The organism is Halomonas sp. GD1P12 (assembly GCF_025725645.1).
GTDB lineage: Bacteria > Pseudomonadota > Gammaproteobacteria > Pseudomonadales > Halomonadaceae > Vreelandella.
The window spans coordinates 904,728-916,245 of record NZ_CP107007.1 but is presented as its reverse complement, the minus strand read 5'-3'; the positions used below and the strand labels follow the sequence as shown (position 1 = coordinate 916,245).

The following is an 11,518-nucleotide window of genomic DNA, read 5'->3' as shown; positions in this document are numbered from 1 at the left end:
GATTCAATAACGAACAACGTTCAAAGGACAGGGTATGGCCGCTACGGCGCTTGTAATCGATGACGACAGGGACGTCCAGCTACTGAGCAAACTGCTGCTGGAGCAGCATGGTTTCGCGGTCGAAACGGTGGGCAGTTTAGGTGAACTGGTTCGTCAACCCTCGCTGCTCGAGGCGACGCTTATTCTCCTCGATCTGGAGCTTGGCGAGTTTACCGGTCTCGATATTCTCGATTACCTCTACGACCTGCGCCTGAACGCGGCGATTTTACTGATTAGCGCCAGCGCCTCCGAGAACGTGACCCGCGCCATCGACGCCGGCCGAGCGAAGGGGCTGCAAATGCTGGGCTTTTTGCCCAAGTCCGGCTTCCTGACCGGCCTGCCGGCGTTTCTTTCACCGCTCGAGGCGAAGGCCGGGATGCCAACGGCCGAGGACCTCACCCAGGCCCTCGAGGGCGGCGAGCTGTTTTTGGTCTATCAGCCCCAGCAGGATTTGCAGCGGGGCGCTATCAAAGGCGTCGAAGCGTTGGTGCGGTGGCAACATCCGACGCTTGGGCTGCTGTTTCCAGATAGCTTCATCCCGATGGCAGAAAAGCATGGTCTGATAGGCGCGCTGACCTGGCAGGTGCTCGAACTTGCGCTGGCCCAGCAGGTCCGCTGGCAGGCCAAGGGCTGGGCTTTGAACGTCGCCGTCAACGTCCCGGCGGATTTCGTCAAGGAGGAAGGCGTCATCGAGTCGTTCAAGCGACTCAAAAGCCATTACGTCACGGGGCCGGCGCGCCTGACGCTGGAACTAACGGAGTCGGTGGGAATAGAGTGTTTGAACTATGCGCGCCACGTACTGGAGGCGCTGCGCGATCTGGGCTGTCGTTTGTCACTCGATGATTTCGGCACCGGCTACTCCTCGCTAAGACAGCTCTACCGACTTCCCTTTGACGAGCTCAAGGTGGATCGCAGCTTCGTCTCATTGATGGAGCAGGACGACGCCGCGCGCGCGATTTCGCTTTCCGTGATCGATCTGGGCAAACGCATGGGGCTCGAAGTCGTCGCCGAGGGCATCGAGACCCAGGTGCAGCTCGATCTGCTAACCGAGGCGGGGTGCAGTATGGGGCAAGGGTATTACCTCGCCCGACCGCAAAGCGCGGCGGCTTTTGAGCAGTGGCTGGGGGAGCGTCGCTCACACGAGTCGGCTCAACCCGCCAGTACCCCCTCCTTCTCGAGCACCTGCTGAGTCAACGTTTTCAAGGCGGGCAGACGCGCCACCCCGTCGTTCAACTCCTTCAGGGGCGCCTCGAGCGCCCGGCGCTCCATCTGGCTTGCCCACTCGGCGATGGCCGAACAGCCAAGCGATGACGCCGCCCCCTTGAGCGAGTGTGCCTCCTGTTGAAACGCCTCGCGTCGCTTGCCGGCCAAGTGGCTCGAAAGTTTTTCCCGGCGCTCGTCCAATCGATTTAGAAAGGTTGTCAAAAGCGTGTTCAGCGCTGCGGCATCGAACGTCTCCTTGAGTTCCGTGCAGGTATCCGGGTCGAGCACACGGGTATCCGGCTGGGCAACGCAGCTCACGGCAGAAGCCCTCTCTTTCGCCCTTGCCGCCTCTTCGGTTCGCGCGTTCGACGCTTCACACAAAGGCGATGGCGACAGGTGGCGACAGAGCATCTGGTACAGCTCGTCGCGGGTAAAGGGCTTATGAATCATGTCGTCCATACCACTTTGCATACAGCGTGCGCGGTGCTCCGGCATGACGTTGGCGGTCATGGCGACGATCGGCAGAGGTGAAAGCCCGTGTTCGCGTTCCCGAGCGCGCCACTGCTCGGTGGTTTGCAGCCCATCCAGCACTGGCATCTGCATATCCATGAGCACCAGATCGATGTCGTCGCGCCGTTTGGCCAGCAGGGCAAGCGCCGACTCACCGTTTTCAGCAATGCTTGCGCGCTGGCCCAGCCGCTCGAGCATTTGGCACGCGACGGTCTGGTTGAGCGGATTATCCTCGACCACCAGAATGTGTCGGTTTTGAATAGTGCAGGATTGCTCGCTTTGCGGAGCGTAAACCTCCGGCGCCTCACAGGTAGGCAGCGCCAACGTGAACCAGAAGCGACTGCCTACGTTTTCCACGCTGATGACACCGATCTCGCCTCCCATCGACTCGACCAGCCGCTTGCAGATTGCAAGCCCCAGCCCCGTGCCTTCGTGGCGGCGAGACATCGACGTATCGACCTGGGAGAACGCTGAAAACAGCAGGGCCTGATTCTGCTCGCTGATGCCGCAGCCGGTATCGCGAATCTCGAAGCAGACCATGCCCGGCGCCGAGGCGGTCACCGCGCACTTGACGAACCCTTCCTCGGTGAATTTCAGCGCGTTGTTGATCAGGTTCATCAAAATTTGGCGGATGCGTGCGCGGTCGCCTATAACAAAGCGCGGCAGATCGTCGGCTTGGGTAGCATCGAACGCCACGGCGCGGGCCTGCGCCTGCAGCGCGTAACCGGAGCAGAGCTCGTCGATGCACTGATGCAGATCGAAGGGCTGGGCGTTGAGATCCAGATAGCCCGACTCGATCTTGGTGTAGTCCAGAATATCGTTGATCGCGCAGCGAAGGCTCTCGGCGCTTCGCTTGATGGCCAACAGATAGTCGTTGGCCGCCGGCGTTTTTACCTCATCCGTGAGCAAATCGGCCATGCCGACGATGCCGTTGAGCGGCGTGCGTATTTCATGGCTGACGATCGCCATGAACTCCGACTTGGCGCGGCTGGCGGTTTCCGCCTTTTGCGCGGTCGCGTTGAGCTCCAGACTCTGCTTTTCCAGCGCCCGCGCCTTGGCCAGATTCGATCGCCCCTCGAGCACCAGCGCCCGCACCAGCAGGGCACCGGAAAGCATCAACAGCGTAATCAGTATCAGCGCAAGCCCATAGAGCCGGTTCAAGCTCTCCCGCTCCTGGGTGCGTGCCTGCACGACGCTTGCGTTGGTTTCGACCAGTACTTCCGCGGTCAGCGCTTGCAGGCTCGTTGCCCGAGCACGCAGCGATTCAAGCAGCGCCGGCGAGAGGCCTTCCGGGTTATCCCACAGATCTTCCAGCAGCGTATCCAGCGCCGTGATCTCGACCAGGGAATTCTCTACCCGCGTGCGCAGGCTATCGACCTGGTCGATCTCCTTGCCCATGTCTCCACGTTGAAGCAGCATCTGCCGGCTATAGAGAATTTCGAAGCGGGTCAAAAGCGCCTCGGCCGAGGCGCTCTCGGGGGCCGCCTGTAAAAGCTCCAGCCGAAACTCCCGCGCCTCGCGGTCGAACTGGTAGGCGGACCAGAGCAGATTTTCGAGCAGGCGATTTTCCAACGCGTACTGGCGGTAATAGATCATGCCACCGGTGGCCAGCGCCGAGAAAAAGAAAAGAATCGCCGAAAACGTGGCGATTCTGGCCCCATTGGAAAAGTAGCGCTGGAGTATCTTCATCGGGGCAGTCTTCCCGTATGGGCTTACTCGATGTCGAGTCGGTTGACCTGCCACACCGAGCGGGTGAGCGTGAGTTCGTTCAAAAGATTCGGGTCATCGTCGAAGGGATAGATCACGAACAGCGGCCCCTGGTCGCGTACGCGAAGCGGCTCGCCGTCGGCGCGCATCGCAAAGATCACATCGTACTGATAGAAATCGCTGACCGGTATCGTCGCCGCGTAGTCATTGAGCGCCGTGACCCGCACCTGGTCGCTGTCGCTGCCCACGGCTTCGAGTAGCGCGCGGCCCAAAGGGCCGGAAAAATTGACCGCGCCGTCGTGCCAGGGCGTATGCGTGAGGGTGTCGTGCTGCTCGAGCGCCTCCAGCATCGCGCGATCAAAATGCGCCTCGTCACCGACGTTGGTGTTGTCGAGATTGCCCGACACGACGAGCAGCACGGGCCCCTTGGGCGGCTCAAGATTTTCGCCAGCGGCCGATAAAGAGAGTAACAGTAACGCGGGGGCAAGGGCGACCGGGTAGCGCATGGTGTCAAGACTCCTGGTAAGACGCGGATCTCCAAGCCTTGATTATAGATCGGCCGCTCAACGCCTAACTGTGAACCTTTGTGTCGATATGCTCGGCGCGATGACAGATACGTCTTTTGGCCGAGAGCGAAGCCAGACAGCGAGGACTCACCCATGCATATTGGTGTATTGGAAGACGACCCGGATCAGCAGGCGTACATCGAGCAGTGCCTGGCGGTCGAACAGCACCGGGTGTCGCTGTTTGGTCGCGCAAGCGAGCTTCGTCGGCACATGGATCAGCAGCTTTTCGATTTTCTGATCATCGACTGGCGGCTGCCCGACGGCTGCGGTATGGATGTAGTGGGGCATCTACGCCGCCACGATGGCTGGAAGGGACCGATTCTCTTCATTACGGCAAGCCAGCATGAAGACGACGTGGTGCAGGCGCTGGAACAAGGCGCCGATGACTTTCTCGCCAAACCGCTACGCCCTAGAGAGCTGTTGGCGCGAATCAACGCGCTCGGCCGGCGCACCTGGCAGTCGCCGGCGCCGGCCGCCGCAAGTATTGGCGATGCCTACTCGATGGATAGCGACCAGCGCCAGATTTATCTTAACGCCGAACCTGCGGACCTGACGGAGCGCGAGTACCGTTTGGCCGCGCTACTGTTCAGCAAGCTCGGCGCCACGCTCACTCGGCCGCACCTGTTGGAGCTGGTGTGGGGGTTGAAGGGGGACCTGCCGACTCGCACCGTCGACACCCACGTCAGCCGCCTGCGGCGCAAACTGGAGCTCGACGGCCGCCACGGGCTGCGGCTGAAAAGCGTGTATCAGTCGGGGTATCGGCTGGAGAGCTGCTCACCAAGCGATTAAATCGGCATCAATCAATAAAAAAGCAGCGCCCAATCAAAAGGGGCGCTGCTTTTTTTGTTGTAAGAGCGAAAGCGAGTTGGCGTATATAAGAATAGGCGTTAGCCAAGTTGAAAAAAGCATACTCGATGCTATCATGAACCGTCGTTTCTTTTTTTTAAGAACAACATTTCGGAGAATGTATGGAATTTCGTGAAGCTATTCATAGCGAGCATGCAAAACAGCTGGATACTGAAAGCCTTCGCAACCAGTTTCTTATTGAAAAATTATTTCAAGAGGGCGAACTTACGGTCGTATACAGCCACCTGGATAGATTGATAGTAGGCGGTGCGCTGCCGGTCGATAGTCCGATCGCCATATCGACATCCATGTGTCAACACACGGGCACCGACTACTTCCTCGAGCGGCGTGAACTAGGCACCATCAATATTGGTGGGCCTGGCAGCATTACCGTGGATGGAACACGCTACGAGGTTGCGACCCATGAAGGGGTCTATATCGGCAAAGAGAGTCGTGATGTCCAGTTTGAGAGCGATGATGCTAATAACCCGGCCGCTTTTTATATGTGCTGTACGCCTGCCCATCAGCAATACCCTACCCGGAAAGTAACTCTTGAAGATGCCTCACCTCAAACGCTAGGCAACGCCGCCAACAGCAACGAACGCACCATTTACAAGTATTTCGTACCGGATGTGCTACCTACCTGCCAGCTATTGATGGGCATGACCCGCTTGGAAGAAGGTAGCCTATGGAATACCATGCCCTGCCATACTCATGAGCGCAGGATGGAAGCCTATTTCTATTTCGACATGGCAGATGACAGCGTCGTATTTCATATGATGGGCAAACCTCAGGAAACGCGTCATCTCGTGGTCCGTAATCGTCAGGTTGCGCTTTCGCCCAGCTGGTCGATTCATTCTGGCGTCGGCACCGGTCGCTATACCTTTATCTGGGCCATGGCCGGCGAGAACCAAACGTTCTCCGATATGGATCATATCCCCATGGATGAACTTCGCTAAAACCGGGAGCCCGCATGAGCAATACTCTTTTTGATTTAAGTGGCAAGGTTGCCATCATCACTGGTTGTAATACAGGATTGGGGCAAGGCATGGCGCTTGGTTTGGCTCGCGCAGGTTGCCACATTGTGGGCGTTAACCGACGTTCGCCGGACGACACCCGCCAGCGGGTTGAAGCATTGGGAGTAGAGTTTTTATCCATTCAGGAAGAACTTGGGAGCATCGCTCCCATCCCCTCTATTATAGAGAAGGCAGAGCAGCACTTTGGCCAAACCGACATCCTGATCAACAATGCGGGCACCATTCGCCGGGAGAGTGCGCTGGAATTCACTGAAAAGGATTGGGATGAAGTGCTCGATGTCAATCTCAAGAGTATTTTCTTTCTGTCTCAGGCTTTCGCGCGAGCCTGCATTGCAAAAAAGCAGCGCGGTAAAATCATAAACATTGCATCAATGCTCTCCTTTCAGGGTGGCATCCGCGTGCCCTCTTATACTGCTTCCAAAAGCGGCGTGCTGGGTCTGACACGCTTATTGGCAAACGAATGGGCGTCCGAGGGTATCAATGTCAATGCCATTGCGCCCGGCTACATGGCCACCAACAACACCGAAGCGCTACGTAAAGACCCGCAGCGAAGTCAAGAAATTCTAGCCCGTATTCCGGCAGGCCAATGGGGTACACCAGACGACTTGGCAGGAGCGGCCGTTTTTCTTGCATCGGATGCCTCGAATTACGTGCAAGGACACACGCTTGCCGTCGATGGAGGGTGGCTAGCCCGTTAAATGAGAAAGAGGCGCCAACCTTCTCGTTTGGCGCCTCTATTAGAGCTTTTTCTTTTTCAAGAACGAGAGAATGGGTAATCGTAAAACCCCAGTCCTGAAGAAATTCGCTTCCCTGCGTCAAAAAGCAGCGCCATATACTCGTCGCGTTTTTGCTCTTCATAACGTACTACGGGAAACGATAGGCTCAAGGCAGCAATTGCCTGCCCAAACCGATCAAACACCGGAACCGACAAGCATCGAACGCCCAGTTCGGCTTCCTCCCTGTCTTCAGCAACGCCCTCTTGACGGATGCCGGGTAACTCATCCAGGACCTGCTGTGCACTGGTCAATGTGTACCTTGTTCTTGCAATAAAATGCGTTTTGGCAAGTATCTCCTGCGCTCTATTGTCATCCATCCATGCAAGCAGTGTCTTGCCCATCGATGTTGAATAAACCGGACTTCGGCGCCCCACCCTGGAATTCATGCACAAATTGAACTGCGAGTCGTATTTGTGCAGGTAGACAATATGCTGGCTATCTTCGTCCAGGGCTCCCAAGTGGATCGCCTCGTGGGTCTGCTCTGAAAGTTTGCGCATCTCAACATTAGCCAATGGAATTAGCTCGACATGCTCAAGAGCCGCCCCACCTAATTCAAAAAGCTTGAAGGTCAGCGCGTACTTCTCCGACTCCTCCTCCTGCGAGACATAGCCCAGCTCTTTCATGGTCTGCAAAAACCGATAGGCCGTACTTTTCGAGGTAAGCGAACGCTGCGAGAGCTCAGAAAGGCCAATACTAGGCTGCGCGGCGAGCCCTTCCAGGATTGCAAAAACCTTCATTACCGCAGCCACATTGTCGGGCTTCTGGGAAGCGGCCATATCCTTCAAACCTCGTTTCATTAAAATTGGACTATCGTTCTGAATTTAACGCAAAAATATGGTAATTGCCAGTTCCCAAGGTGAAGCTGAACAAAGAGAAAGTTACCAGAAAGCGACTAAAGTATAAAAGAAACAACGTTTCATTTTTATAGGCACGTTGTTACATTTACACAGAACCCCAGTCTCAGTCTTAGGATTATTGATTGTTACTGGGCTGTATTACCTAATAAAATCAACAATGGAGTCGTCATGAGCGCATTTCGCCACTCAGCCCGTTTTTCTCGGGTGGCTGGTTTCACAGCAGCCTGCGCGTTGCTGACACAGAGCCTACCTGTATGGTCTGCCGAGCATATTTTGACCACCAAGCTCGAACATACAACCAATGACCACGCACTCACCTTACCCAAGGTCGCTATTACTCGCATCTTTGAAGATACTTCTTCACTGATGTTCGAGAAATCCTGGTTTTGGCAGAAAGATATTCATGAAAGCGGTTGGCCAAAGCACGACGAAGCGTTCGTTAATTACTCCTTTCCTCGTTTCCAGCTCGATAACGACAGTCGGTGGTCACTGACGCCCCAAGCAGGAGCCAAGTTCAGGTCGAATGTGACACGTGCTTTAGCAGGGGTAAGACTGGGCTACCAAGGCGAAGGCTGGGGGCTGGCCGGCCGTTATCGCTACGAGCATGAAACTACCCATGAAACAGCAGAAGAAGGTCGCGCCGGGCGCATCGACCTTTATGCCACTTATAACATAAGTGACCAATGGATGTTCCTGTACAACCCCCACTATCACTTCAAACACGAAAATAGGTCGCCTGATTTCGGCACCGGGAATCGTGATTACTTCGAGCAGGAATTTCTGGTCTTCAACCAACTCAATGCCAGTAACACGATTTTTGGTGGCTATATAAGGCGCGATCAGAACAGCGATGAGGCTGTCATTGATCCCGGCCAACGCAATAGCTCTTGGCTACTGGGCTATCAATATAAATTTTAAAGATAAGCGCAGGTAGGGTGTTCCACACGATTTAACCGGGCTGGCAAGCTCTACCATTATTTCCTCGTAAAGTAGGGTAAACGCGATGTTGAGAATACATGCCGCTATGGATTTCGCCTTGAAATACTTATGCTGCCTTCTGTTCATAAGCATGGTGGGCGTGGCCAGCTGGCAAGTAATCGCACGCTACTTACTCAATAACCCCAGCACTATTTCTGAAACCTTACTGAGATTCTCATTGGTATGGCTTTCGATGCTGGCTATTGCCTATGTGGTTGGACAAAGAGAGCACGTTAGCCTGACACTACTAACCGACCGCCTTACCGGTCGGTGGAGAATCATCTCGAGCGTGCTGATGGAAGTACTTTTCATATTATTCGCAGCCATCGTGCTTATTTATGGCGGAGTCAAGGCGACCAGCAATAGCATGGCGCAGATGTACCCTCTTCTTAACATTGCCAAGGGGTACTTATATCTATCTCTTCCCGTTTCGGGCGTATTGATCATCATTTACTGTCTTAATAACTGTGCCCTCCTCATCAAGAAAAGGGTTCCTTCCAGGAGTGTCACACCATGATGCTGGATGCCGGTCTTTTATTAATCGTGACGTTTTTTGTTCTACTCCTCATCGGCGCACCTATTGGGATTTGTATCGCCGTTTCATCGATGGCAACGATCCTGATGGCGCTACCAATGGAAATCGCTATTTTCACTACCGCGCAGAAGATGGTATCGAGCCTGGATAGCTTTACGCTACTTGCCATACCCTTTTTTATCCTGTCAGGTGTCTTGATGAATCATGGTGGGATTGCATTACGCTTGGTCAATTTTGCCAAATTGTTCAGTGGGAGAATCCCGGGCTCTCTGGCTCATACAAATATCGTTGGCAATATGATGTTTGGCGCCATCTCGGGCTCGGCAATTGCCGCGTCTACTTCGATTGGCGGTGTCATGGTGCCCATGAGCGAAAAAGAAGGCTATAGCCGTCCTTTCTCGGCAGCCGCCAATATTGCATCGGCCCCGACCGGAATGCTTATTCCACCCACTACGGCATTTATTCTCTACGCCCTTGCTAGTGGAGGAACTTCCATTTCTGCTCTTTTCGCCGGAGGCCTTATTGCTGGCTGTCTATGGGGAGTAGGCTGCATGTTGGTCGCCTACCTGATAGCAAAAGGGCGGGGTTATACTAACTATATCGATCTAAATAACTCCTCGGTTAGGAAGATAATTACCGATGCGCTGCCAAGTCTGTTATTAATTTTCATTATTATAGGCGGGATCGTACTGGGCATTTTTACGGCAGTTGAGGCATCTGCGATTTCTGTTCTCTACACTATGTTGCTAACCATAGGCATTTACCGGACTATCAACTTTTCCTCTTTCATGATGGCGTTGATAAAAGCACTCGAGACGACTGGCGTCATCATGTTTCTTTTAGCTGCCTCTGCAGCCATGTCATTTGCGATGTCAATAACTGGCCTACCTGGTGCATTAAGTACTGCTATTTTAGAAATCTCGGCCAACCCGACCATTGTCTTACTGGTCATCACTCTGATGTTGCTCGTCATCGGCTGCTTTTTAGATATAGGCCCAGCCATTCTTATTTTCACTCCAATTTTATTGCCGATAACCACACAAATCGGCATCGACCCAGTACACTTTGGCATTATTATGGTATTCAATCTTTGTATCGGCACCATCACGCCACCGGTTGGAACGGGCCTGTTCGTAGGTGCAGGCGTTGCTAAAGAAAAAGTCGAAAAACTGCTGCTGCCTCTACTTCCTTTCTATTTCGTAATCGTGGCTATTCTTTTATTGATTACTTACATTCCTCAAATCACACTATTTCTACCTAGACTCATGGGTCTATAACGCCATTCCTTATTAGTGGAGCATACGTCAATGAAAGTATTTGAAGTAAAACACAGCGAATTATTGAGAAAGAAAGAGCATTTTATTGGACGTCGAGAACTGATCGGTTTAATAAAAAGCAACATTCATAACCTGGTTAATATACATGATCAGACCGGTGAATATCTGCTCCACCTTGACGACGGAAGAACGATCGATACCAAGGGGTGGGCTGGCTGGGAGTGGACCCACGGTATCGGCCTTTACGGTATGTACAAGTATTATGAGCAAACATCCGATAAAGAGGCGCTCGCCATCATTGATCAGTGGTTTGAAGATCGCTTCGCAGAACCACTGGCAACCAAGAACGTAAATACCGTCTGCCCATTTTTGACTCTTGCCTATCGTTATGAAGAAAATGGTAACAGGGAGTGGTTACCCTACCTGGAAGCTTGGGCAGAGTGGGTCATGTATGACATGCCGCGCACGGAAAAAGGCGGGCTTCAGCATATCGTTTATAATAACGAAAACCATCAGCAGCTTTGGGATGACACGCTGATGATGAGCGTGATGCCTCTTGCCAAGATCGGTCAGCTGTTGAATAAACCAGAGTATGTGGAGGAGGCGAAATACCAATTTCTGATTCATATCCAATATCTGATGGATAAACAGTCCGGTGCCTGGTTTCATGGCTGGACGTTTGACGGCAACCACAATTACGCTAATGCACTTTGGGCAAGGGGCAACAGCTGGTTAACTATCGTCATTCCTGATTTCTTAGAGCTACTTGATCTGCCGAAACACGATGCGTTTCGTCGTCACCTCGTTCAGGTACTGAATTCACAAGTTGAAGCGCTTGCCCAATGGCAAGCGGGCAATGGTCTTTGGCACACCCTGATGAATGACTCGGACTCTTACCTTGAAGCTTCGGCAACAGCCGGCTTTGCCTACGGCTTACTCAAGGCAGTGCGCTTACGCTATATCGATAAAAGTTACGCTCACGTCGCGGAAAAAGCAGTTAGGGGCGTTATCGACAATATAAATTCTGAAGGTGAACTAGAACAGGTTTCATTTGGAACAGCCATGGGAGATAGCCTCGACTTTTATAAAGAAATACCATTGACATCAATGCCATACGGTCAAGCCATGTCTATATTATGCCTTTCCGAGTATATGAGGACATACCTTTGATTCAGTGTGTTAAACGC

General features: G+C 53.5%; 11 protein-coding genes. 8 read left to right on the top strand and 3 right to left on the bottom strand.

Features of this window, described 5'->3' with window-relative positions; translation table 11 throughout:
• The first annotated feature begins 34 nt into the window (after positions 1-34).
• On the top strand, positions 35-1,228 hold the full coding sequence (locus OCT39_RS04260) for an EAL domain-containing response regulator (protein ID WP_263586457.1): 1,194 nt from the start codon (positions 35-37) through the stop codon (positions 1,226-1,228).
• Here OCT39_RS04260 and OCT39_RS04255 read toward each other — a convergent pair.
• Positions 1,189-3,441, bottom strand: a complete 2,253-nt coding sequence (locus tag OCT39_RS04255; protein WP_263586456.1) for an ATP-binding protein — start codon at positions 3,439-3,441, stop codon at positions 1,189-1,191. The genes OCT39_RS04260 and OCT39_RS04255 overlap by 40 nt on opposite strands.
• Before the next feature lie 23 nt (positions 3,442-3,464).
• Positions 3,465-3,965: a molybdopterin-dependent oxidoreductase gene (locus OCT39_RS04250; protein ID WP_263586455.1), complete on the bottom strand. Its 501-nt coding sequence runs from the start codon at positions 3,963-3,965 to the stop codon at positions 3,465-3,467.
• 153 nt (positions 3,966-4,118) lie between these two features.
• On the opposite strand from OCT39_RS04250, the gene OCT39_RS04245 reads away from it, so the two are divergent.
• The 3 genes from OCT39_RS04245 to kduD all read left to right on the top strand — a co-directional run bounded on the left by OCT39_RS04245 (position 4,119) and on the right by kduD (position 6,606).
• Positions 4,119-4,814 (top strand): response regulator transcription factor, encoded by a 696-nt coding sequence (locus OCT39_RS04245; protein WP_263586454.1) that lies wholly within the window; start codon positions 4,119-4,121, stop codon positions 4,812-4,814.
• Positions 4,815-4,993: 179 nt separating this feature from the next.
• A complete protein-coding gene (kduI, locus tag OCT39_RS04240; RefSeq protein ID WP_263586453.1) occupies positions 4,994-5,830 on the top strand; it encodes a 5-dehydro-4-deoxy-D-glucuronate isomerase in 837 nt (278 codons plus the stop codon).
• Between the two features lie 14 nt (positions 5,831-5,844).
• A complete protein-coding gene (gene kduD, locus OCT39_RS04235; protein WP_263586452.1) occupies positions 5,845-6,606 on the top strand; it encodes a 2-dehydro-3-deoxy-D-gluconate 5-dehydrogenase KduD in 762 nt (253 codons plus the stop codon).
• Positions 6,607-6,662: 56 nt separating this feature from the next.
• On the opposite strand, the gene kdgR is transcribed toward kduD, so the two are convergent.
• Positions 6,663-7,460, bottom strand: coding sequence for a DNA-binding transcriptional regulator KdgR (kdgR, locus tag OCT39_RS04230; protein ID WP_263586451.1), 798 nt, complete (start codon positions 7,458-7,460; stop codon positions 6,663-6,665).
• A gap of 249 nt (positions 7,461-7,709) precedes the next feature.
• On the opposite strand from kdgR, the gene OCT39_RS04225 reads away from it, so the two are divergent.
• The 4 genes from OCT39_RS04225 (at position 7,710) to OCT39_RS04215 (ending at position 11,501) form a co-directional block, all read left to right on the top strand.
• Positions 7,710-8,459 carry an oligogalacturonate-specific porin KdgM family protein gene (locus tag OCT39_RS04225; RefSeq protein ID WP_263586450.1) on the top strand — a complete coding sequence of 250 codons (750 nt, stop codon included), beginning with the start codon at positions 7,710-7,712 and terminating at the stop codon, positions 8,457-8,459.
• Between the two features lie 85 nt (positions 8,460-8,544).
• Positions 8,545-9,036 (top strand): TRAP transporter small permease, encoded by a 492-nt coding sequence (locus OCT39_RS17435; RefSeq protein WP_412031134.1) that lies wholly within the window; start codon positions 8,545-8,547, stop codon positions 9,034-9,036.
• Positions 9,033-10,331: a TRAP transporter large permease gene (locus OCT39_RS04220; protein WP_263586449.1), complete on the top strand. Its 1,299-nt coding sequence runs from the start codon at positions 9,033-9,035 to the stop codon at positions 10,329-10,331. Before OCT39_RS17435 ends, OCT39_RS04220 begins: the two co-directional genes overlap by 4 nt.
• A gap of 30 nt (positions 10,332-10,361) precedes the next feature.
• Positions 10,362-11,501: a glycoside hydrolase family 105 protein gene (locus tag OCT39_RS04215; RefSeq protein ID WP_263586448.1), complete on the top strand. Its 1,140-nt coding sequence runs from the start codon at positions 10,362-10,364 to the stop codon at positions 11,499-11,501.
• Positions 11,502-11,518: the final 17 nt, after the last annotated feature.

What these genes read in the sequence shown, in the direction of transcription:
- OCT39_RS04260 (WP_263586457.1), top strand. Translation starts at nt 35, where the DNA reads ATGGCCGCTACGGCGCTTGTAATCGATGACGACAGGGACGTCCAGCTA.
- OCT39_RS04255 (WP_263586456.1), bottom strand. Translation starts at nt 3,441, where the DNA reads ATGAAGATACTCCAGCGCTACTTTTCCAATGGGGCCAGAATCGCCACG.
- OCT39_RS04250 (WP_263586455.1), bottom strand. Translation starts at nt 3,965, where the DNA reads ATGCGCTACCCGGTCGCCCTTGCCCCCGCGTTACTGTTACTCTCTTTA.
- OCT39_RS04245 (WP_263586454.1), top strand. Translation starts at nt 4,119, where the DNA reads ATGCATATTGGTGTATTGGAAGACGACCCGGATCAGCAGGCGTACATC.
- kduI (WP_263586453.1), top strand. Translation starts at nt 4,994, where the DNA reads ATGGAATTTCGTGAAGCTATTCATAGCGAGCATGCAAAACAGCTGGAT.
- kduD (WP_263586452.1), top strand. Translation starts at nt 5,845, where the DNA reads ATGAGCAATACTCTTTTTGATTTAAGTGGCAAGGTTGCCATCATCACT.
- kdgR (WP_263586451.1), bottom strand. Translation starts at nt 7,460, where the DNA reads ATGGCCGCTTCCCAGAAGCCCGACAATGTGGCTGCGGTAATGAAGGTT.
- OCT39_RS04225 (WP_263586450.1), top strand. Translation starts at nt 7,710, where the DNA reads ATGAGCGCATTTCGCCACTCAGCCCGTTTTTCTCGGGTGGCTGGTTTC.
- OCT39_RS17435 (WP_412031134.1), top strand. Translation starts at nt 8,545, where the DNA reads ATGTTGAGAATACATGCCGCTATGGATTTCGCCTTGAAATACTTATGC.
- OCT39_RS04220 (WP_263586449.1), top strand. Translation starts at nt 9,033, where the DNA reads ATGATGCTGGATGCCGGTCTTTTATTAATCGTGACGTTTTTTGTTCTA.
- OCT39_RS04215 (WP_263586448.1), top strand. Translation starts at nt 10,362, where the DNA reads ATGAAAGTATTTGAAGTAAAACACAGCGAATTATTGAGAAAGAAAGAG.